Genomic DNA, 23277 nt, shown 5'->3' with positions numbered 1-23277 from the left:
GACAGGTCCTTACGCCACCGGCCAGACCTGGAGGCAGGCCGGGTCGATATCCACCCGGCACGCTCCCTCCGCCATGCAGGATGGATCGGCCAGGATCTCCAGTTCGGCATCGCCCAGAAGCAGCCGCATCGGGCGCTGGCCGTCCTGTATCGGCCCGCGCCACAGGATACGCGCCGGATAGGCCCCCTCCTCCGCCGGCCGGATCTGATAGGGCCGCGCCGACCAGCGCACGCGCGCGCCCGGCGGCGGCAGGTCTGCCCGCTCGCCATCCGGGTGCCGAACCTGCAATGCCACGCCCTGCCCGACATCGATCCGTCCGTCCGGCCGCACCACACCATCGCCGATCGCCTCCGCCCCCAGCAGGCGGGCGGCCAGTTCGCTGCCCGGCCGGGCGAACACGGCGGCGGCCGACCCGGCGCGGATGACGCGCCCGCCATCCAGCAGCACGACGTCCTCGGCCATCGCCAGTGCTTCGGCCGGGTCATGCGTCACCAGCACCGTCAGCACCTGCATGCCCCGCAGCACGGCCAGCACCTCTCGCCGCAGCCGCGCGCGCAACGGCGCATCGAGCGCGGAAAACGGTTCGTCCAGCAGCACCAGATCCACATTGCGCCGCGCGAACGCACGGGCCAGCGCCACACGCTGACGCTGGCCGGGCGAAAGCGCGTCCGGATAACGCCCCGCCAGATCCTCCAGCCCCAGCGCCGCCATCCACGCCGCCGCCCGGTCGGGCACGCAATCCACCGCGAACCTGACCTGTCGCGCGACCGTCAGATGCGGCGGCAGCGCATAACCCTGCGGCACATAGGCGACGGCACGCTGCTCCGGCGGCAGCGGCGACAGATCGCGGCCATCCAGCCGAACCTGCGCCCCCGCCCTTTCCTCCAACCCGGCAATCGCCCGCAGGGTCATCGATTTTCCCGATCCGGATGGCCCGAGAATGGCGATGCGCCGCGCCCGGCTGTCCAGACGCACATCGAGGGTAAAGCCCGGCAAATCGCGGCGAAGCGCCAGCATCAGGTGACGCGGCGGTGCCTCGGCCACCGCCCGATCAATCAGGGGCGGCAGCGGGCCTGTCCGGGGCACGGCACCACGGGCGACGGGCCGCGCCAGCCAGTGCCCCACCGCCATCGCCAGCGCGGCCAGCACCAGGGTCGGCGCCAGCACCGGCAGCATGGACGGCAACCCGGCCTCGCCGAACGCGACATAGGTGAAGACCGGCAGAGAATAAGGATGATAGGCCAGCATCACCGTCGCGCCGAACTCGCCGAAGGCCCTCAGCCACGCCAGGACCAGCCCGGCCAGGATCGGCCGCCACGCCAATGGCAGGCTCACACGACGGAAGATGGTGCCCGGCCGGTGCCCCAGCGTCGCCGCCACATCCTCCAGCGCCGGATCGATCGCCGCGAAGGCCGAGCGCGCGGCGATGATCAGGAAGGGCGAGGCCACGAACATCTCCGCCGCGACGATGCCGGCGAAATGCTCGCTCAAACCCAGCGCGCCCAGCGGCCCGCCATAGCCCAGCAGGAACAGCAGCAGCACCCCGCCGGCCAGGGGCGGCAGGGCAAGCGGCAACTGCACCACCCCGCCCAGCCATGCCGTCCACCAGCCCCGTCCGCGCGCCAGTACATAACCCAGCGGAATACCGAACAGCCCGATCAGCAGGGTCGCCAGGCTGGCACTGGCCACGGACACACCGGCGGCGCGGGCCAGGGCCGTGCGATCCACCCCCGACCAGTCCGCATCGCCCAGCCGCAGCAGGCCCGCGACGAACGGCGCCAGCAGCCACAGGCCGAGGAGACAGGCCAGAACCCTGACGGCACCGGGCATCCGCCGCATCGCCGGCCCGTCAGGAATGGATCAGCGGCCGCAGCAGCGCGGGCATCGCCGCGTCATCCCCAGCCAGGACCGGCGCCACCTTCTCCAGCCCATGCTGCCGCATGATCGCGCCCCCCGCCTCCCCCAGCAGGAAAGCGACGAACCGTGCCGCTCCCTCCGGGTTCGGCGCATTCCGCAGGATCGTGACCGAATAACGCGCCGCGAGCGAAAGCGCCGGCGGCAGGGCAATGGTGGGAATATGCAGGTCGGCGGTCTCCATCGCGTAGAAGAAACCGATATCGATCTGCCCGGATTGCAGGCGCCCGATCAGATTTTCTTCCGGCCGCACCTGCCCGGCCGCGCCGATACCCATGATCCGATCCGCAAGGCCGGGCTGGTGATAGAATTCCTCGGCCTGCCGGAGCATGCGCACCGTCAGCGCCCCTTTCGGGTCCAGCACCGGATCGGTCCGGCCGATGCGGATGCCGGGCTGTTGCAGGACCTCGTACCAGGGCCGCGTCCGCAACGCATCGACGAAGGAACTCCGTGGGTTGTAGCCGATCACCAGCGGCGAACGCGCAAACACGATATACCAGCGTACCCAGTTGCCCTGCGCCGCCCCCAGCCGGTCGTTCAGGGCCGGATCGGCGCTGATGAAGACATCGCCACGCCGCAGCCCGCCGCGGATCTGGTTGACCAAAGCCCCCGACCCGCCGGCATAGCCGCGAAAGATATCGTCACCGGTCGCATCGAAAGCCGGCCCGATCCCACGCTCCATCAGGTTCAGCAGCGATCCCGCATACAGCACGTCCACCGTTCGGCCGCCCCGTGCCCAGGCAGGCGCGGGCAGCATCGCCGCCCCCAGCAGCATCGTCCGACGTCGCATGCTCTCCCCCGCATTCTTGCAGGATACAGCATAGCACCCGGCATGGATTTGTCAGCGCATGGCGCCCGGCAGGTTCCAGCCATACCGCAGGGCCGCCAGCCGCAGGCCGAAGCAGACCAGCCCGCCCGCAACCGCCCCCCAGGCCACCGGCACCGCCAGCCGCCGGCAGGCGACGACCACCGCGGCACCAGCCAGGGCCGCCGTGGCATAGATGTCGGACACCAGGATCAGCGGCACGCGCGCCAGCAGCAGGTCGCGCATCACGCCGCCGCCCACGCCGGTCACCATGCCCATCAGGGCCGCGCCCAGCGGCCCGACCCCGCGCGACAGGGCCTTCTCGGCCCCCGCAACGGCAAACAGCGACAGGCCGGCGGCATCCAGCCCCGCCAGCACGGGTCCTCCCGGCGCAAGCCGCAGGGCCGGCGGCAGGACGAACACCACCAGACCGGCCAGGAAGGCCAGCGCCGGATAGCGCCAGTCCCGGATCGCGCTGGGCGGCACGGCGCCGATCAGCACGTCGCGGATCATGCCGCCGCCCAGCGCGACCACGCAGGCCAGCACCATGATGCCGAACAGGTCGAGATGCCGCGCCGAGGCGACCATCGCCCCCTCGGCGGCGAACACCACCGTACCCGTCAGGTCGGCAACCAGGACGACCGAAGCCAGGGTCGGGCGCATGTCAGGACCCGATCGCCCCAGACCGGGGCGGGAGACAGGAACGCACGCGCATCAGCACCTCGCCCACCAGATCCCGCCCCGGCTCTTCAGTGACGCGCCGCCAGGATATCGGCCAGCATGTCGGGCTTGCCCTCGATGCGCTCCAGATGCGGGTAGCGCAGCCCGCCATGATAGGGGACCGACACCGTCACGTAACGATCGCCTTCCTGCAACAGCAGCGCGATCGGCGCGGCATGTGCGTCCTTCGCCTCGACGACCGCATCACGCAGCACGTCGGGGTCATACGCCTCGCCATTCACTGCGACCAGCTTGGCATCGCGGGTCATCCCGGCCTGCCAGGCGGGGCTGCCCCATTCGACATTGGCCAGCGTGCCGCCCTTGCCGAGCATGATGCCCAGCGAGAAGCTGAAATCCGTCACATGGCGCATGGAGGCAACCGACGTGACATATTCGTTCGGCTTCTCGGTATAGACCAGCCGGTAGCCCCCGCGCGTCAATCCGTCCAGCGGCGCATGCTCCGACGTCCTGTCCAGCCGCTGGTGCAGGAACGTGGCCCAGTCATAAGGCTGGATGTCGTTCAGCGCCTTCACCACGTCGTCGAATTCATACGTGCTGGTCACGAAGCTGCCGTCATTGGTGCCGAAGAAGTGGCGGGCGACATCATCCAGCGAATGCCTGCCGCCCGAAAGCTGGCGGATCAGCGTATCGGCATCCAGCCAGACCAGTTGCCCTTCCGAATAATAATCCTCGCTCCGCTGCCAGCTCCGCCACGACAGCGGCGCGCGCCGTGCGATCACCGGGTCGTTCGTCGTGTCCAGCAGCGGCCGCCAGGTGCGTCCGCGCCTCGTGTCATACATCGCCGCCACCTCGGCCAGCGCCTCGGTCACCTGCGGCACCGTCATCAGGCCCGAACGCGCCGCCAGCACATAGCCCCAATACTGGGTCTGCCCTTCATAGACCCACAGGCCCGACCCGCGCTGGGGCGTGTTGAAGTTCGGCGCCCACAAATCGGCCGGCCGGCGATATTTGCCGTTCCACGAATGGGTATATTCATGCGCCAGCAGGTCGCGCGCCGCGAACGTCTTGTCCCAGTCCGTAAAATAGCCGCGCGGACCGCTGTTTTCGCTGGACTGGTGGTGCTCCAGCCCGATCCGCCCCAACTCCTCGGTCAGCGCCAGCAGGAAATCGTAATGGTCGTAATGGTGCGAGCCGTACAGCAGGTTCGCCTGCGTCACCAGCGCACGATGCACGCCGATCTGCGCCTCGGTCGCCTCCAGTTCCCCCGGCTTGTCCGCCACCAGGTTCAGCGTCACCGGCACGGCGGCCCCCGGCGCCAGGTCGATGCGGCGGAAATACCGCCCGGCGAACAGCGGGGAATCCACCAGCGTATTGAACGGCACCGGCTTGAAGGTCACGACATCGCCCGCCGCGGATTGCGCACGCAGCGCCGTCCCGTACTGCCAGCCACGGGGCAGGCGCAGGCTGGCTTCCACCGGAATCTGGCGCGTGAAATACCCGGCCGGGTACAGCGCCACCTGGTTCCACTGCACGTTCACGATCCCGGGCGTCATCACCACGCGCCCTTCCTCGGGCGAGACGGGCGACAGAAGCTGGAACGACACATCCAGCGCATGCACCCCCTTGGGCACATGCATATGGAACGCGCTGACCGTCACGCTGTCGCGCACCCAGTCGATCGTCGCACCGCCGGCCTTGACGACCAGGCCGCCGAACTGGTCGAGCGAGCCGGTCGGCGAATGGTCGCCCGGCAGCCACATCGGGTAGAACAGCGGCAGGTCCCCGCCGGTCGCCGCCAGCGCGGCCGGCACCGGCACGGTCTCATGCACGGTCATGATATGCCGCGCCAGGTCGGTGGCATCGACCGACAGCCGGATGGTGCCGCCGAACGGCACGTCACGCGGTGCCGGAATGGAATCCGGCAGTGCCAGAGGCTGCGGCTGGCTGTCGGCCGCCCGCGCGCGCGGCGAGAGCCCCGTCAGGCTGACGGTGGCCAGGGCCGTGGACAGGGAAAGGGCGAGAATGCGTTTGGAAAGCGGACGCAAATGGACAACCTTTCAGAATTTCGGGAAATCGCAGGCCGCGCCGGGACGCATTGCCCGGCAATCACATTCTGCAATGACATGAAATCCATCCTCCGTCACGCGGGCCTCCCGCGGCCGGCCGTATCGGGCGAAAGCCTTTTTCGGAAGATTACGGAAAAGGGATGTGAAATTTTCATGACAAATGCGGATTCCGCATTCTCTCGCGGAACAATATTAAATAACGATCATTTTGCTGTTATGTTTTTGAAAAAGTTTGTAATATTTATTCGACCGCCAGACTGCCTGTCGTGCCCGTCCCTCCTGGCCGCGCGCCTCGGCCGGATCGGCCCGAGCAAAAGCGAAAACCGTGCCTGACGTGATGCAGACAAATGTTTTTATGTCCTTTTTTTACTTCCCCCGCCCCAGATCCAAACCGGCCAGCAAGCCGTTCCGATGCCCGCCACCGGCCGCGCTTCACACCTGCCCGGACCTCACGCACCGACGACGCGGCCCTTGCCGCGCCCCCATGGACAATGATTCGGATCATCGCTAGTGGCTGCCCACGGTGTCGTGGCCCGATGGGCCCGGATCGCGCCATACGCCACGAGGATGCACGCCCTCCATCCCTGCACGCCCCCCGATCCGGTATCCGGCCAGGATGTCAGGAGACGCAACCGCCGGATCACCCCCTCCCGAAACGGCCCTCTTTTCCCCGTAATTCCATATTCTTGTACAGAAGCGGTCCCGGCCCGTTCCCCCTTCGAGGGATCAGCTCCCGCCTTCTCTGCCAAGATCTCAGGCTCAGGCCCATGCACCAGACCGCGCCCCTGATAAGAGACTGTCCGCCAAACCGCTCCACCTGGGTGCCGACGCGTGTTTCCGGTATCGTGGCCCCCACACGCCACCCGGCCGCGCACCTGGTCGCGGCGGGGGCCGTGATGTGTACCCTGCTTCTCGGGGCCGTCTCCTCCGCCATGGCTGTCGACGCCGCCATGGTCCGTAACGACCATGGCCAGTTGACGGTTGCGCCGGATTCTCCTCTGGCCGCGCGCCTGTCGGTAACGCCCGTGACGCTCGTATCGCCCAGCCGCACGATTCCCGTCCCGGGCGAGATCAGGGCCGAGCCGTCGCAGTCGCTTTCCGTGATGACGCCGGTGGCCGGCGCCATCGTCAGCCTGCCCGTGTCCGCCGGCGACCGCGTGACCCGCGGCCAGGTCCTGGCCGAACTGGCATCGGGCGACATGGCCCTGGCCACGGCCGATGCCGCGAAGGCCCGCGCCGCGCTGGACTATGCCCGCCGCGCCCTGGTCCGCGCGCAGGGCGTCGCCAGTGCCGGCGGGGCCGCCACGCGCGATGTGGAATCCGCCCGCAACGCCTGGCTCCAGGCCCAGGCGGAAGATGATCGTGCCACCGCACGCCTGGCCGCCCTGCACGCCCAGCCCGGAGAAGGCGGCGTGATCAGGCTGACCGCACCGATCGACGGCATGGTGTCGGCGGTCAATACCGGTGCCGGCGCGTTCGTCACCGACCCGACGGCGCCGCTGATGACGCTCACCGGCACGCAGCAGGTCTGGGCCGTCGCCGCCGTGCCGGAAAACCTGGCGGATGCGATCCATGTGGGGCAGCGGGTCGACATCGCCGTCCCTGCCCTGCCGGATCGGACGGCGCATGGCACCATCGCCGCGATCGAGCCCGTACTGCGTGCCGATACCCGCACGCTGCAGGCACGGGTGGTGCTGGCCAATGATGACGGCATGCTGAAGCCCGGCATGTTCGCAACCGTGACCATCCTGACCCCGCAGCCCCCGCGCATCATGGTCCCGCAATCGGCACTGCTGATGAACAACGATGCCGTTACGGTGTTCGTCGAGGTCGCGCCCCATGTCTACAGGCGGCGCGCGATCGAGATCATCTATGACGACGGCGATCTGTGCGGGGTCATCTCCGGCCTGTCGGCCGGCGATCGCGTCGTGACCCAGGGCGCGGTGCTGCTGAACGATGATTAACCGCTTTATCGCCACCTGCCTGCGGCAGCGACGCATCGTCTTTGCCGCCATGATGATCCTGACCGCCCTGGGGGCGATCGCGTGGCACCTGATCCCGGTCGAAGCCTATCCCGATCTGGGCGCGGTCAACGTCCAGGTCACGACCCAGGTCCCGGGCCTGGCGGCCGAGGAAATCGAGCAGGAAGTCACGATCCCGCTGGAACGGCTGCTGGCCAGCACGCCGGGACTGGTGGACAGCCGCTCCAGCTCGACCTTCGGCCTGTCGCTGATCACCCTGATCTTCCGTGACGGCACCGATGTCTACGCGGCGCGCCAGCATGTTTCGGAACAGCTTGCGCAGGCGACACTGCCCACTGGCGTCGTCCCCTCGCTGGGGCCGATCACCGGGCCGTCGGGCGAAATCTATCGCTACACGCTGGAATCCGACGGCCGGAATCTGATGGAACTGTCCGATATCCAGAAATGGATCGTCATTCCGGCACTGATGCAGGTCCCGGGCGTCGCGGCGGTCAACAATTTCGGCGGCTTCACCATCGAGTACCAGATCGTCCTCGATCCGCAGGCCCTGTTCCGCTACAGCGTCGGCGTCAACGACGTGATCGCGGCATTGCAGGCCAACAACGCCAATGCCGGCGGCGGCCGCGTCACGCGGGGCGACCAATCCTACATCGTGCGCGGCGTCGGCATGGTCCATACGCTCGCCGACATGGGCGCCATCGCCGTGACCCAGCGCAACGGCGTGCCGGTCCTGATCCGCGACCTGGGCGACCTGCAGCTCGGACACCAGGTGCGCGAGGGCATCCTGGGCCTGAACGGCAATCCGGACACGATCGAGGGCATCGTCACGATGCTCAGCGGGCAGAACCCGTCGCTGGTGCTGCACGATCTGCACGACACGGTCGCGCGGCTTCAGGCCCAGCTTGCCTCGTCCGGCGTCAGGATCGTGCCCATCATCGACCGCGACAGCCTGGTGCGGACCACGACCGACAAGGTCACGCACACGGTGATCGAGGGCGTGGGCCTGGTGTTCCTGATCCTGGTCCTGTTCCTGGGCAGCCCGCGCAGCGCCATCGTCGCCGCCGTCACCATTCCGCTGGCCCTGGCCACGGTCTTCGTGCTCATGCACCTGCTGCACATGCCGGCCAACCTGTTTTCGCTCGGCGCCATCGATTTCGGCGTGATCGTGGACGGCGCCATCGTGGTGACCGAGGCCATCCTGCGCATTCGCGAGGACCATCCCGACCACAGGATGGACGAGGGCGATATCCTCGCCGTGACCCGGCATGTCGGCCGCGCGATCGTCTTCGCGACCCTGATCATCGTCATCGCCTACGGCCCGCTCTTCGCCTTCGAAGGCGCCGAGGGCCGGCTGTTCCGGCCGATGGCCTTCACCGTCAGCTTCGCCCTGCTCGGCGCGCTGCTCTGCGCAACGACCCTGACACCCGCGCTGGCCTATCTGGCGATGCGCAAGCCGCACCGCCTGTATCACAACGTGCCGCTGGAAAAGCTGCACCATGCCTATCGCAGGGGGCTGGGCCACATGGTGGACCGGCCCTGGGCCGCCTACCTGGCCGGGGCGGTCGCCTTCTGCCTCGTGGTGTGGCTGGGTGCGCGCACGGGGCGCGAGTTCCTGCCGGACCTCGATGAAGGCTCGCTGTGGCTGCAGATCCAGCTTCCCTCGGGCCTGTCCCTGGAAAAGGCCAGCGCGATGGCCGACGAGATCCGCGACGCGATCCGCGCCTTCCCCGAGACCAGCTACGTGGCCACGCAGATCGGCCGCAACGATTCGGGCACCGATCCGTGGAGCCCCTCGCATATCGAGGCCCCGGTGGGCCTCACCCCCTATGCGACCTGGCCGCACAGCGAAACCCGCGTAAAATTCATCAGCCGCCTGCATGACCGGCTGGCGCAGATCCCCGGCATCAGCTTCGGCATCAGCCAGCCGATCGCCGACAACATGAACGATCTGGTCGGCGGCGCGCACAGCCCGCTGGTGCTGCGCGTCTATGGCGACGACCTGAAGGAACTGCGCCGGATCGGCACCCATATCGTGGACATCCTGCATCAGGTGCCCGGCACCGCCGACGCCTCGATCTTCCAGGAACCCGAAATCCCGCAACTGGACGTGACGGTCGACCGCGCGGCAGCGGCACGCTATGGCGTCAGCGGCACCGACATCATGAACGTGGTCCAGAACATGGTCGGCGACGCCCCGGTCGGACAGGTCTATGTGGGCGACCGCATCTACGCCATGACCGCGCACATGCAACGGCGGCTGAACAACAATCTGTCCGCCATCCGCCAGATTCCGCTGACGGGCCTGAACGGCGCACGCATCCCGCTCGGACTGGTCGCCCACGTCTCGCTCCAGACCGGCGAGGCCAATATCGCGCACGAGATGAACCATCGGCAGATCACGATCCGCGTCGATAACGGCCAGCGCCCGCTGTCGCAGTATCTCGCCGACGCCCAGGCCCGCATCGCAGGCCAGGTACATTTCGACGCCGCCCGATACCGGCTGGAATGGGCCGGCACCTTCCAGCAGGAAGAACGCGCCCAGGCCCGGCTGAGCATCGCGCTGGCCATCATGTTCGCGGTGATGCTGATATTGCTGTTCGGCCAGTTCGGATGCCTGCGCCAGGCGCTACTGGTGCTGGCGGTGGTGCCCATGGCAACCCTGGGCGGCCTGGTGGCCCTGAACCTGCGCGGCGAGACGCTGAACATCGCCACCGCCGTCGGCTTCATCGCCCTGTTCGGCGTCGCGATCCAGAACGGCATCATCATGATCTCGGCCATCAACCGGCTGCGCGACGAAGGCATGCCCCTGCGCGATGCGGTGCTGGAGGGGGCCGGCGAACGGTTCCGCCCCGTGCTGATGACGGCGACCGTCGCCAGCATGGGCATGCTGCCCGCGGCCCTGGCCACGGGCATCGGCACCGATGTCCAGCGCGGACTGGCCACGGTCGTCGTCGGCGGGTTGGGCATCGCCACCCTGCTGACGCTGTTCATCCTGCCCACCTATTATTGCGAGATGGAAGCCTGGTACGCCCGCCGCGCGCCACGCCGGAAGGGAGACCTGACATGACCGCCGCATCCAGCCGCCCGTGGCGGCACCTGCTGTGCGGTGCGAGCCTGCTCGCCATGCTGGCGGATCTGGGCGGATGCGCGGTCGGGCCGAACTTCCACCACCCGTCGGCCCCGGCCACGGATTTCGCGCAGGCCGGGCGCCCCACCCGCACCGACAGCGTGGCGGGCGCCGACGGGCAGGCCCAGATCTTCCATCCCGGCGCGGATATCCCCGCCCAATGGTGGGAACTGTTCCGCTCTCCGGCACTGGACCGGCTGGTCCGGCACGCGCTGGCCAACAGCCCGAACCTGGACGCCGCGCGCCATGCGTTGCGCGTGGCGCAGGAAAATCGCGCCGCCCAGGCGGGAGTCCTCTATCCGAGCATCTCGGCCAGCTTCAATCCGGCGCGCTTCAAGACATCGCGCACTTATTCGGCCGTGCCGAACAGCAATAGCTGGCTCTATACCGTTCACACGGCACAGTTGAACATCTCCTACCAGGCCGATATCTGGGGCGGATTGCGCCGCGGCATCGAGGCGTCGGGCGCCCAGCGCGACGCCGAACGCTACCAGCTCGAAGCCGCCTACCTGTCCCTGACCGGCGAGCTGGTCCAGGCGGCGATCGGCTATGCCGCCCTGCGCGCACAGGTCGACACGGTGCAGGAACTGATCGCCAGCCAGCACCAGATCCTGGACTCCGCAACGCGCCAGATGGCCCTGGGACAGATGGCCGAGGCCGATCTGGCGGTGCAGCGTGCCCAGCTTGCGCAGGACGAGGCGATGCTGGTCCCGCTGCGCCAGCAATTGTCGCAGCAGCATGACCAGATCGCGGCCCTGGCCGGCGACATGCCCGACGACCCGACGCCGGATTTCACGCTCGACGGCTTCACCCTGCCCCAGGACCTGCCCGTCAGCATCCCCGCCCGGCTGATCGACCAACGGCCGGACGTCAAGGTCGCCGAGGCCGGCTGGCACGCCGCCTGCGCGCAGGTCGGCGTCGCGATCGCCAACCGGCTGCCCAACCTGCAACTCAGCGCCACGCCGGGCCTGGCGGCGGCTTCGATCGGCCAGATGTTCGTCCCCGGCTACGGCCAGTGGATGATCGCGGGCATGGTCTCCCAGCCCCTCTTCCAGGGCGGCCAGTTGATGCATCAGGAACGCGCGGCCCGCGCGCAATATGAGCAGGCCGCCGCCCAATATCGCGCCGCCGTCGTCGCCGCCGTCCAGGACGTCACGGACAGCCTGAACGCCGTCAGCGCCGATGCCACCGCCCTGGTCGCCGACAGCAATGCCGAACGCGCGGCCACGCGCGGCCTCGACATCGCCCGGGCACGCGTGACCTATGGCGACGCCTCGCGGGTGGAGATGCTGATGGCCACCCAGACCACGCTCCAGGCCCGCCTCACCCTCGCCCAGGCCCGCGCGGCGCGCCTGTCCGACACGGCCGGCCTGTTCCAGTCACTCGGCGGCGGCTGGTGGAACCGCCATGACGCCCCACCTGCCCGAACCGGTTGGCCGCCATAAGGCACCCGCCGCCCCTCAACAGGTCAGAACACCGCCGATCTCCCGGCACACACCCTGGGTCGCACCTTCCCCGTCACGCACGATCCAGGCCCCCGGCCCGGTCGGCGTGACGGTCACGCCCCGGCGCTGCACCGCGATCCGCCGGTCGATGTCGTTCTGCAATGCCTGCTCGCGTCGCCATTGTTCCGGCGTCGCGGGGGACGACGCACCGCGCTGGCCCCGAGACGCATCCAGCGCCGCACGATCGCGCGCGATCGCCTGCTGCTGACGCGTCCGGGCGGCAAGGTCCTGCTGGCGGATCGCCGTCTCCGCCTCCATCCGCCGCCGCGCCCGATCGGCCGCCGATGCCACGCTGTCCCCCGGCACGATCCCACCCGGCAGGAATCCCCCCGGCGGAATACCGGGACGATATCCCTGCGCCCACGCAGCCGACCGCCAGGGCAGCAGCGCCAGCCCCACCATCAGGGCCAGCCCATACCGCCGCGACGGCTTCGCCCTCACGGCCGCGTCTCCGTGAAATGCGTCGCCAGCCAGCCGCGCATCAGCTCATAGGATCGCCGGGCCGCATCTTCATTATACCGGCACATGCCACTGGAGCCGGTCGCCTCGGTCTCGGTGAAGCAATGCACCGCGTGCCCGATCGCCACGAACTGCCACGCGGTGGGCGTCTGGCTCATTTCCCGCAGAAAAGCCGGCAGGTCGGGCATCGTCCACTGATCGTCCGCCCCGTTCATGACCAGCACCGAAGCCCGGATACCCCGCGCCAGAGACGGGTCGTCGGTGGCGAGATCGCCATGGAACGAGATCACCGCCCGCACATCCGCCCCGCTGCGCGCCAGGTCCAGCACCGCCGTGCCGCCGAAACAGAAGCCGATGGCCGCCAGACGCGAGAGATCGATCGGCGCCGATGCCGCCTGCCCCCGCAATTCCGCCAGCGCCCGCGCCATCCGTCGCCGCAGCAGCGCCCGGTCGGCCATCAGCGGCTTCACCGCCGCCTTGGCCTGCGCATCGTCGGCGGGGCGAATGGAGGCGCCATACAGGTCGGCCAGCAGGATGACATAATCATGCCCCGCGATCATCCGCGCCTTGTCGATGGCGATCGCATTCACCCCATGCCAGTTGGGCACCATGACCAGCCCCGGCCGATGGCCCGAAACCGCATCGTCATAGATCAGCACGCTATCGAACCGCACACCGTCCTGGGTCCAGGTAACGGGCCGCGTCACCATCCGCGCCACGGCCTCGCCCGGCCGTCCGCAGGCACCGGCCAGGACCAGACAGGCCAGCACAACAAATCCCCACCGGCACCGCATCGTTTTCCTCCCCATGCCAGGCCGTCACCGATCCGCGCGGCGGAAACCCTCGAATTTCCCAAGGCGCCGGCCATAAACGGCCTTGAGTCGAGCTTTCATGCGCATGGGGGCGCCGACGGAAACAGGATCGCGGCGGGCGGGATGTCCCGCCCGCCGCACGCACTCATTTCGCCGGCCCGACCACCGCGATCAACCGGTCCACGATCGTCGCGTCGGCCAGCGTCGACAGGTCGCCCAGCCCCTCCAGTTCATGGCAGGCGATCTTGCGCAGCAGCCGCCGCACGATCTTGCCCGATCGGGTCTTGGGCAGGTCGGGCACCAGATAGACCCGTTCGGGCACCGCATAGCGCCCGATCCCCTTGGTCACGGCCAGCGAAGCGGCCTCGGCCAGGTCCGGCACGGACGCATCGCGCGCCACCGCGAACACGACCAGCCCCTGCCCCTTGATATCGTGCGGCACGCCGACCGCCGCGCATTCGACGAAGCGATGGTCGGTCGCCACCACATCCTCGACCTCGGCGGTGCCGATCCGATGGCCCGAGACGTTGATCACGTCATCGATGCGCCCGGTGATCCAGTAATAGCCATCGGCATCCCGCCGCGCCCCGTCGCCCGAGAAATAATAGCCGGGGCTGAAGCTGAAATAGGTATGGCGGAACCGTTCGTGACCACCCCAGATAGTGCGCGCCTGGCCGGGCCAGGAGCGGGCGATGCACAGGCAGCCCTCCCCTTCGCCTTCGATCAGTTCGCCCTTGTCCGTCAGCAGCACGGCCTCCACGCCGGGCAGCGGCAGGGTGGCGGAACCGGGCTTCTGCGGCACCGCGCCGGGCACCGGGGCGATCAGGATGCCGCCCGTCTCGGTCTGCCACCAGGTATCGACGACCGGGCAGCGCCCCCGTCCGACAGCCTCGTGGAACCACACCCAGGCGTCGGGGCTGATCGGCTCGCCCACACTGCCCAGAAGGCGCAGGCTGTCCAGCGCATGGCGCTTCACCACCGCATCGTCGTCACGCATCAGCGAGCGAATCGCCGTGGGTGCGGTATAGAAGGTCGTGACCTTGTGGGTGTCGATCACCTCCCACCACCGCCCCGGCGCGGGATAGGACGGCAGGCCCTCGAACAGCAGGACCGTGCCGCCATTGGCCAGCGGCCCGTAGACCACATAAGTGTGCCCGGTGATCCAGCTGATATCGGCCGTGCACCAGAACACATCCCCCGCCCGATGGTCGAAGACCAGCTCGTGGGTGAACGAGGCCCAGACCATGTAACCACCGGTGGAGTGGACCATGCCCTTGGGCTTGCCGGTACTGCCGGAGGTATAGAGCAGGAACAGCGGGTCCTCGGCCTCCATCTCCGCCGCCGGGCAATCGGGCGCCGCCTGCGCCAGCAGCGGGGCCAGCGCCAGGTCGCGCCCCTCCTGCATCGGCACGTCCAGGCCGGTCACGGCCAGCACCAGCATATGGCGCACGCTGGGCACGCCCCGCGCCAGGGCCTCGTCCATCACCGTCTTCAACGCGATCCGCTTGGGCCCGCGCCGCGCCTCGTCGGCAGTGATCACCGCCACCGCCTCGCTATCGTTCAGCCGGTCGGCCAGCCCCTCGGCCGAAAACCCGCCGAACAGCACCACATGCAGGGCGCCGATCCGCGCGCAGGCCAGCATCGCCACCACGCCCTCGACCACCATGGGCAGATGGATCGCCACCCGGTCGCCCTTGCCGACTCCCAGCCCGCGCAGCACATTGGCCATCCGGCAGACGCGCTCGTGCAGCGCGCGATAGGTCAGGCGCTCGACCTGCGCCGCCTCCTGCCCCTGCCAGATCAGGGCGATCTGCTCGCCCCGCTCGGCCAGATGGCGGTCCAGGCAGTTGACGCTGGCATTCAGCCGGCCATCCGCGAACCAGCGGATCGACACATCGCCCGCGAAGGACGAGCCGGATGCGACCGTCGGGCGCTGCGTCCAGTCCAGACGCCCCGCCTCGCCGAGCCAGAATTGTTCCGGATCGCGCGCGGCGGCGCCGGTCATCTGACGCAGGCGGCCACCATCGACGCCGGCCTGCGCGGCGAAGGACGGTGGAATCTGGAAAATTTCTTTGTCTGACACTGTATTTTCAATCCGCCTGTCTGATCGGTTCGAATGCCGATTTCTTGGTTGGGGGAATGTACATTTCCCAATATAGAGAATTCATCTCCGCTGCACGAGCCCCATTTCAGAGCCAGACCGGAAATGTTGTCCGAGGAGTGGGTACAGGCTCTATCACCGTGAGCGCATCCGTTCCGTCGGGTCACCCTCCTCCGTTCGGGCGTTCCGGCCCGGTATCGAGCGTAAACGGCAGCGCATCCCGCCGGTTGATGTCCAGCGCCAGGCGATGATGCAGCGGCGGATGCGCGCGCGACCGGCATTCGGTCCAGTCGCATAGATGACAGGAAATGCCGACGGGAATGGCCGGCGCCTGCAGATTCAGCCGGTCGGAATACACGATTTCCGAGGCGCGGGTAATATCGCACCCCATGGCGATGGCATGGACCGGCTGCACGTCGTTCCAGCCGGTCGAAATGCCCGACACCGTCCGCGCGAAGCACAGGAACGTCCGCCCGTCGGTAAACTGGGCCACCTGCGCCTGCGTCACGCCGGGCGTGGCAAAACAGGTATTGGCATTCCATTGCGGGCAGGAATGTCCCTGCCGGGCCACCGGAAAACCGCAGGCGGAAAAGCTCTTGGTGATATTGCCGGCCGGATCGGTGCGCACGAAGAAGAACGGCACCCCCCGCTCGCCCGGCTTCTGCAATGTCGACAGGCGCTGCGCCGCCTGCTGGTACGACACGCCGAACCGCGCCGAAAGCAGGTCCAGGTCGTAGCGCAGCCCCGCCGCCGCCGCCAGAAAGGGCGAATAGGGCATCAACAAAGCGGCGGCGGCATAGTTCACCAGACCGATCTGGATCACGATGCGGGCATCCTGCGTGCTGGGCGCGATCTCGTGCAGCAGCGCCTCGATCACCTCCCGCCCTTCCAGCAGCATCAGTTGAAAGGCCAGTTGGAATCCCCGGCTTTCCCGAGGCAGCAGGTCGGACAGCAGCAGCAGCCGGCTGTCCGGGTCATAGCGGCGGAACGCCCCGTCCAGCGCCGTGATGCGCACCACGATGCCGTGATGCTGGCGCAACCGGGTCGCGATCATGTGGTTGCTTTCCGACGGCGCTACACCCTCGCCATCCGGCAGGCGGGCCGTCCGCGCCATGTCCGCGCGCACCTGCTCCGCCACCTCTTCCAGTTGGGGAAAATGGTTCAGCCGCTCGTCATAGACCAGCCGCGCCTCGTCCTGCGGCAGGATGACGCGCGTGCCCGTCGGCAGCATCAGCCTTGTTGCGTCATGATGGGCGGCCCGGAACGCCTGGTGCAGCGTCAGCACCGCGCGTGCCGCCTCGGGCTGCGCCGCCAGCGCCGCGATTTCCTGCGCCGGCACGCCATGCGCCCCCAGCAGCGGATCGGACAGCGCCTGGTGCAGCAGCCCCTCCATCCGCTGCTCGTCCACGCCCGACAGCGCCTCGATCGAGACATCCAGCGCCCGCGTCAGCTTGATCAGCAGCGACGCCGTCACGCTGCGCTGATCGTGCTCGATCAGGTTGAGATAGCTGGGCGAAATGCCCAGCCTTACCGCCAGCGCCTGCTGCGACAGGGACCGTTCGGTCCGAAGCCTGCGGATGATACGACCGATGCGGGTCGAGGACATGCTTATTTACCCGTTTTTACAAATACACAGATCAGTATGTAAATGGTTTTACACCATTCATGTCTTGGCGTCTTCTTTTGTCTGGCGTCGACTTCCCGGCTCTCCTTAACTGACGGCACAGGATGATCGAAGAGGAAGATTCGTCAATGCACGTCGAATCCATCGCCATGGCCAAGGCCGATCGGAACCACGCCACCGGCCTGCGGCCGATGCATGATGCCCGGGCGCCCCTTCGGTCCCGCGGCCCGCTCCATGTCCGCCCCCCAACCGGCATGACCGCATTCTGAACAGAGAACAAGCCGGGCCCGACCCGGTCCGAACCATCCTATCAAGGGGAACCGCCATGTCCCGCCGCACGATTGGTCAGATTCAAGTCGATCACGCCCTCGATGAATTCGTCACGAACGAGGTCCTGCCCGGGACCGGCATCGCCCCCGACCGGTTCTGGGCCGGCCTGTCCGACATCGTCGCGCAGTTCACGCCCAAGGTGCTGAACGCACTGGCGCGGCGCCGGCTGCTTCAACAGGCCGTGGACCAGTTGCTGACCGCCCCGGGTTTCGATCCGGCGGATATCGATGGCCAGATCCGCGTGCTGCGGACAACCGGTTACCTGGAGCCCCAGCCGTCCCATTTCGAGATCACGACCCGCGATGTCGATGCCGAAATCGCGCATGTCGCGGGTCCGCAACTGGTGGTCCCCGTCACCAATGCCCGCTACGCGCTCAACGCCGCCAACGCACGCTGGGGCAGCCTGTACGATGCGTTCTACGGCACGGATGCCGAGCCGTTCGGCCCGTCCGGCATACCGGCGCGCGGCTATGACGAACAGCGCGGCGCGCAGGTGATCCGGCGCGTGCGGCTGATTCTGGATGAAATCACGCCCCTGTCCCAGGGCAGCCATGCCGATGCCACCCGCTATCACGTCGCCGACGGGCGCCTGTTCGCGACCCTCGACGGCATTGCCCAGCCGGTCGAACTGCGCCGCCCCGCCCAGTTCGCGGGCTTCCAGGGCGCGGAAGAGGCGCCGGATGCGATCGTGCTGCGCAATCACGGGCTGCATATCGAACTGCGCTTCGATCCCGCATCGCCCATCGGCAGCCGCGATCGCGCCGGCATCGCGGACGTGATCGCGGAATCCGCGCTGACCACCATCATGGATTGCGAGGACAGCGTCTCGGCCGTCGACGTCGCGGACAAGATCCTGGTCTATCGCAACTGGCTGGGCCTGATGAAGGGCACGCTCACAGCCTCCTTCCCCAAGGGCGGGCGGATGGTGGAGCGGCAACTGGCGCCCGACCGCCGCTACACCGCGCCCGACGGCACGTCGCTGGTGCTGTCGGGGCGCAGCCTGATGCTGGTGCGCAATGTCGGGCACCACATGTTCACCGACGCGGTGGTGGACAGCACCGGCCACGCCATCCCCGAAGGCGTGCTGGACGCCGCGATCACCGCAGCCATCGCGCTGCACGATCTGCGCGGCAACGCGCCGACCATCAACAGCCGCACCGGCTCGATCTACATCGTCAAGCCGAAGATGCATGGCGGGGAGGAAGTCGCGCTGTCCAACGCCCTGTTCGATCGCGTCGAGCAATTGCTGGACCTGCCGCCCAACACGATCAAGATGGGCATCATGGACGAGGAACGGCGCACCAGCGCCAACCTGGCCTCCTGCATCCATGCCGCGCGCAACCGCGTGGTGTTCATCAATACCGGCTTCCTCGACCGCACGGGCGACGAGATCCATTACAGCATGCAGGCCGGCCCGGTGGTACGGAAGGGCGAAATGCGCGCCGAACCGTGGATGACCGCCTACGAGCAGCGCAACGTCGCCATCGGCCTGGCCTGCGGCCTGAAGGATCGCGCGCAGATCGGCAAGGGCATGTGGGCGATGCCGGACCGCATGGCCGACATGATGGACCAGAAGATCGCCCACCCCCGCGCGGGTGCGAACACGGCATGGGTGCCCTCGCCCACGGCGGCGACATTGCATGCCCTGCACTATCATTTTGTCGATGTCCGCGCGGTGCAGACGCGGCTGGAGAGCACGGCGCCGGCTTCATTGCAGTCGCTGCTGACGCTGCCGCTGGCCCGCCAGATCACCTGGTCGGCGGCCGAACGTCGGGCGGAGCTGGACAATAACCTGCAAGGCATCCTGGGCTATGTGGTGCGGTGGGTGGATATGGGGATCGGCTGCTCCAAGGTGCCGGACATCAACGATGTCGGCCTGATGGAAGACCGCGCGACGCTGCGCATCTCCTCGCAGCATGTCGCCAACTGGCTGCGCCACGGCGTGATCTCGGAAGAGGATGTCCGCACGTCGATGACGCGCATGGCCGCCATCGTCGACGCGCAGAACCGGGGCGAGGAAGGCTACCGCCCGCTGGCCGACAATCCCGACGGCCCGGCCTTCCGCGCGGCGGCCGAACTGGTCTTCACCGGCGCCACCCAGCCCAACGGCTATACCGAGCCGACCCTGCACCGCTGGCGCCGCGTCGCCAAGGCGCAGGCGGCGGAAAGCCAGGGCGCATCCGCTCTGGAACAGACGGGCGCCTGAACAATCCTACCTCTGCCCCGTCCGGATCTCTCATCGGGACGGGGCAGACCATTGGATCGGGGCCGCGCGATGGTTAGCCGTCGATCCCAGGGCATCCGGCATGACAGGCAAGCCCGCTCACGGGCCTCGAAACCCCTGAACATCCGGTCTTTTTCAAAAGGCCCTGCCGACCGGCGATCCCGGCCCCTCCAGGGCCGCCAGCAGCCCCGTTGAAGACGCCCGGCGATTATCCGCCTGGGCCTCAGGATGCCGCCCGTATGGCCGTCTCTTCAGTTGTCGCCAGATTTCAGCATCGCGATTGTAGAAATCCGGATGGAATTGCAAGACCCCGTCAGCATCCGGAAGCGCGGTCAGATAGACCACGAATACGGGCACGGGCACGGGTAGCGCATTGCGCGTGGTCGTGCCCTTCGCGATCCCCTGATTGATCACGTCGAGCGGCTGCCGCATCAGCAGGGCGGCGAAGTCGCGGGGGTTCTGTACCCGGATGCATCCATGGCTGATGCGACGGTTATCGCGCTTGAAGAGATCCTGATCCGGCGTATCGTGCAGATAGACATCGAACCGATTGGGCATGTCGAACATGATCAGTCCGAGCCCCGCATCGGGTCCCGCTCGCTGCTCTATTTCGCCATTGGCAAGCATGACCATCTTGTTCCGCGCCAGATAATCGGGGTCGCGGCGGATCTTCGGCAGAATCTCCCGTTCCACGATATCGCTCGGAACAACCCATGGCGGATTATACAGGCTTGCATCGATCAGGGCATGAAATTCAGGACTCTGGTTACGTTCCACATCCTGGCCGACAATGACCCGCGTGGAAAAGACCGGCCGATCGGCCCGATAAAGGACCAGTCTTTCCTCGGCCACATTGACCAGCACACGATCTGGCGGCAGGGATCGCGGCAGCCAGCGTTGACGTTCGAGATTCACCGCGATCTTGCGCAAGCACCCCGCCTCACCGCTGTCGCGGCCCGCGGGGGATCGGCGGCATGTGCGCAACGCCTGGCGCAACGCCCGATAGGTCGGTGTCGATGGCGCCAGCCCGTCAATGGCTGCCGCCGGATCGGGGCTGTCGATCGCGGCATCGAGCCTGGCGGCCACGTCAACCGGTTCCGGCGTCAGCGCCTCATCGTCTTTCCGGCGTTCCACGGGCACGGCCCCCCGGGCCAGGGCGTCGCCATATGACAGGAAAGCATCGGACAGTAGCAATTCGCGATCAAGCGGCGATAAATTTGTCCCCTGCCGCAGCAGACCGGCATGGAACAATTCAGGGTCGAGACCGTTCTCTCCGGCACGCAGCACGGCCTTCAGGAGTGAACTCGCCTCTGCCTGCCGAGCTGTCCATACGGGCTCGAAATCATGGCGCGCGTAGAAACGCCGCAGCAGCACGACATTCACCGGTTCTCCGGCGACAGTCAGTTGCGGCGTGCTATCGATCAGATTGCCGAGTTCGGTATTGGCATGCTCCGGATTCGTGCCACACGCCGCAAGCGCGCATGTCACGGCGAGGCCGAGCAGGCTGCGCACGACCGTGCCGCGGGTGGAGATCTGCGACCGAACGAGGGTCATTGACGTCTGCCGACCTGACCTGACCGTACACCATGGTACCCGCACGAAACATGACTCCAAAATCGTCGCGGATCACGCAAATAGTAGTTTGACTTTTTGTCAAGAGGTGCTGCTAATTACCCGTTATCTTCTGAAATTCCAATTGGGAGGTGCCTGATGTTCGCGGTTTCTGAAACATTGTCCCGTCGTAAGCGTCTGCGTGCGGTCGCTATGGTTGCCGCAGCGCTGCCTGTGGTGCTTCTGGCGGCGTGTGCCGAAGACAAGCCCCCGCCGCCGCCTGCGCCGGTCGAAGCTCCTCCTCCGCCGCCGCCACCTCCCCCGCCGCCGCCGCCCGTTCCGCCGGCACGCGGCTAAGCCTGTCATTTTCAACGATCTGGCTTGTCTGGGCTTCCGCCTCTCCACGGAGAGGCGGAAGCTTATCTCCATCCGGCATTCCAACGCAGAAACAAACCCGCAGGACTATTCGGTCAGCCAGCCGATAAGGCGGCCGCAGTAATGTGGCGGCATGGTAACGACCCTGCCGATAGATACAGATAATGCACGGATGGGTCAGGGCAAAGAAGCCCCCGCCGTGACAGGCCACCATCATGCGCGGCGGCCAACCTCTCCATTTCGTGAAAAACGTCCCTCCTGCAGGATGACGCGGCGCGTCCCATTTCCAATGGCGTCGCGCGATTTGGCACATGCCGGGCGCGCGGACCTCAATGGGGACGACATCCATGATCGTCGAACCGCCCTTTCACGCCACGGGCAGTCACAAGATCCCCGAGGCGCTCGTCACGGCCCTGCGTGAGCAATCGGAGCCCCTGCCCCCGCTGGAGGAGCCCGAGTCCTTCGGCGCGTTTTTCGATCGCTTCGCCGACGCCCGGGTCGTGCTGCTGGGCGAAGCCACCCATGGCACGTCGGAATTCTATCGCGCGCGGGCCGCCATCACCCGCAGGCTGATCGAACATCACGGCTTTACCATCGTCGCGGTCGAGGCCGACTGGCCCGACGGCAGCCGGATCGACGATTACGTGCGCCATCATGCGCCCCGTCCCTGGCGAAACCCGTCCTTTACACGCTTTCCCACATGGATGTGGCGCAACGAGGAGGTGGCGGCCTTCGTCCGCTGGCTCCATCATCATAACGAGCCCCTGCCTGGCGAAAGACGGGTCTCGTTCCATGGCCTCGATATCTACAGCCTGGATGAATCCATTCACGCCGTCCTGGCCTATCTCGACAAGGTCGACCCCGAGGCGGCCGCGTCGGCGCGGCAGCGCTATGCCCGTCTCGTGCAATGGCAGCATAATCCGGCCCTTTACGGCAGGGCGGCCGGCCGGCAGACGCACAGCGCCTCCGAAGACGCCGTGGTCGCGCAGTTGCGCGATCTGCTGCGCAACCGCCTCCGCTACCTTCAGCATGATGGAGAAGCCTGGTTCGATGCGGCGCAGAACGCGCGGATCGTGCGGGCGGCGGAGCAATATTACCGGATCATGTACCGAGGCGCGAACGAAAGCTGGAACCTGCGTGACCGGCATATGTTCGGAACGCTTCAGGCCCTGCTCGCCCATCGGGGCGATGCGGCCAAGGCGGTGGTATGGGCCCATAATTCGCACGTGGGCAATGCCGCCGCGACCACGATGGGATGGGAAGGACAATTCAATATCGGCGAACTCTGTCGCATGGCGCATGGCGACGAAGCCATCCTGCTCGGCTTCAGCACCGATCGCGGCACCGTAGCGGCTGCCAGCGACTGGGACGGCGAGCTGGAAATCAAGACCGTACGCCCGGCCCGGCCGGACAGTTACGAACATGCGTTCGTGCGCGCCGGATTGCCCCGGACGCTGACGGATTGGCGACACGGCCGTTCGACATTGCGCGGACATCTGCGCGCGCCTCTGCGCGAACGGGCGATCGGGGTGATCTATCGTCCGGAAAGCGAACTCTCCAGCCATTATTTCGAATCCTCCCTCGCCGAACAGTTCGATGCCTGGGTCTGGTTCGAACAGACAAGGGCCGTCACGCCTCTGGGCCACGCGCACCCGCAGGGCATTCCTGAAACATGGCCCTTCGGCCTCTAGAGACCTGAACCCGTTGCGAGCAAGAGGGCA

General features: G+C 67.3%; 14 protein-coding genes. 5 read left to right on the top strand and 9 right to left on the bottom strand.

Annotated elements, in window-relative coordinates; genetic code table 11:
• Nucleotides 1-9 precede the first annotated feature (9 nt).
• The 4 genes from HLH36_RS07595 to HLH36_RS07580 form a co-directional block, all read right to left on the bottom strand.
• A complete protein-coding gene (locus HLH36_RS07595; RefSeq protein ID WP_182985815.1) occupies nucleotides 10-1839 on the bottom strand; it encodes an ABC transporter ATP-binding protein/permease in 1830 nt (609 codons plus the stop codon).
• A 10-nt stretch (nucleotides 1840-1849) separates the two neighbouring features.
• Nucleotides 1850-2704 carry an extracellular solute-binding protein gene (locus HLH36_RS07590; protein WP_182985814.1) on the bottom strand — a complete coding sequence of 285 codons (855 nt, stop codon included), beginning with the start codon at nucleotides 2702-2704 and terminating at the stop codon, nucleotides 1850-1852.
• A 51-nt stretch (nucleotides 2705-2755) separates the two neighbouring features.
• On the bottom strand, nucleotides 2756-3382 hold the full coding sequence (locus tag HLH36_RS07585; protein WP_182985813.1) for a trimeric intracellular cation channel family protein: 627 nt from the start codon (nucleotides 3380-3382) through the stop codon (nucleotides 2756-2758).
• Nucleotides 3383-3468: 86 nt separating this feature from the next.
• On the bottom strand, nucleotides 3469-5445 hold the full coding sequence (locus HLH36_RS07580; RefSeq protein WP_182985812.1) for a M61 family metallopeptidase: 1977 nt from the start codon (nucleotides 5443-5445) through the stop codon (nucleotides 3469-3471).
• A gap of 842 nt (nucleotides 5446-6287) precedes the next feature.
• On the opposite strand from HLH36_RS07580, the gene HLH36_RS07575 reads away from it, so the two are divergent.
• From HLH36_RS07575 to HLH36_RS07565, 3 genes are read left to right on the top strand one after another with little or no spacing between them, the layout of a single operon-like run.
• Nucleotides 6288-7430 (top strand): efflux RND transporter periplasmic adaptor subunit, encoded by a 1143-nt coding sequence (locus HLH36_RS07575; protein WP_338030414.1) that lies wholly within the window; start codon nucleotides 6288-6290, stop codon nucleotides 7428-7430.
• A complete protein-coding gene (locus HLH36_RS07570) occupies nucleotides 7423-10515 on the top strand; it encodes an efflux RND transporter permease subunit (RefSeq protein ID WP_182985811.1) in 3093 nt (1030 codons plus the stop codon). Before HLH36_RS07575 ends, HLH36_RS07570 begins: the two co-directional genes overlap by 8 nt.
• Nucleotides 10512-12020: an efflux transporter outer membrane subunit gene (locus tag HLH36_RS07565; protein WP_182985810.1), complete on the top strand. Its 1509-nt coding sequence runs from the start codon at nucleotides 10512-10514 to the stop codon at nucleotides 12018-12020. The genes HLH36_RS07570 and HLH36_RS07565 overlap by 4 nt, the downstream gene beginning before the upstream one ends.
• A gap of 15 nt (nucleotides 12021-12035) precedes the next feature.
• Here HLH36_RS07565 and HLH36_RS07560 read toward each other — a convergent pair whose 3' ends face one another.
• From HLH36_RS07560 to HLH36_RS07545, 4 genes are all read right to left on the bottom strand, one after another.
• Nucleotides 12036-12521 (bottom strand): hypothetical protein, encoded by a 486-nt coding sequence (locus HLH36_RS07560; protein WP_182985809.1) that lies wholly within the window; start codon nucleotides 12519-12521, stop codon nucleotides 12036-12038.
• Complete coding sequence (locus HLH36_RS07555; RefSeq protein WP_338030413.1) at nucleotides 12518-13309, bottom strand: dienelactone hydrolase family protein; 792 nt, start codon at nucleotides 13307-13309, stop codon at nucleotides 12518-12520. Before HLH36_RS07555 ends, HLH36_RS07560 begins: the two co-directional genes overlap by 4 nt.
• A 187-nt stretch (nucleotides 13310-13496) precedes the next feature.
• On the bottom strand, nucleotides 13497-15434 hold the full coding sequence (acs, locus tag HLH36_RS07550; RefSeq protein WP_182985807.1) for an acetate--CoA ligase: 1938 nt from the start codon (nucleotides 15432-15434) through the stop codon (nucleotides 13497-13499).
• A 181-nt stretch (nucleotides 15435-15615) separates the two neighbouring features.
• Nucleotides 15616-17058 carry a helix-turn-helix domain-containing protein gene (locus tag HLH36_RS07545; RefSeq protein WP_182985806.1) on the bottom strand — a complete coding sequence of 481 codons (1443 nt, stop codon included), beginning with the start codon at nucleotides 17056-17058 and terminating at the stop codon, nucleotides 15616-15618.
• Between the two features lie 343 nt (nucleotides 17059-17401).
• Between HLH36_RS07545 and HLH36_RS07540 the strand changes: the two genes are divergently transcribed.
• The gene (locus HLH36_RS07540; RefSeq protein ID WP_182985805.1) at nucleotides 17402-19612 is read left to right on the top strand and encodes a malate synthase G; all 2211 of its coding nucleotides are present in this window, start codon (nucleotides 17402-17404) and stop codon (nucleotides 19610-19612) included.
• A 153-nt stretch (nucleotides 19613-19765) separates the two neighbouring features.
• On the opposite strand, the gene HLH36_RS07535 is transcribed toward HLH36_RS07540, so the two are convergent.
• Complete coding sequence (locus HLH36_RS07535; RefSeq protein WP_182985804.1) at nucleotides 19766-21184, bottom strand: L,D-transpeptidase scaffold domain-containing protein; 1419 nt, start codon at nucleotides 21182-21184, stop codon at nucleotides 19766-19768.
• A 719-nt stretch (nucleotides 21185-21903) separates the two neighbouring features.
• Between HLH36_RS07535 and HLH36_RS07530 the strand changes: the two genes are divergently transcribed.
• Nucleotides 21904-23247 carry an erythromycin esterase family protein gene (locus tag HLH36_RS07530; RefSeq protein WP_220792747.1) on the top strand — a complete coding sequence of 448 codons (1344 nt, stop codon included), beginning with the start codon at nucleotides 21904-21906 and terminating at the stop codon, nucleotides 23245-23247.
• Nucleotides 23248-23277 lie beyond the last annotated feature (30 nt).

Origin of the sequence: Gluconacetobacter aggeris, assembly GCF_014174395.1 — a bacterium.
Taxonomy (GTDB): domain Bacteria; phylum Pseudomonadota; class Alphaproteobacteria; order Acetobacterales; family Acetobacteraceae; genus Gluconacetobacter; species Gluconacetobacter aggeris.
Note: the sequence above shows the minus strand (reverse complement) of the source record. Positions and strands in the feature narration are given on the sequence as shown.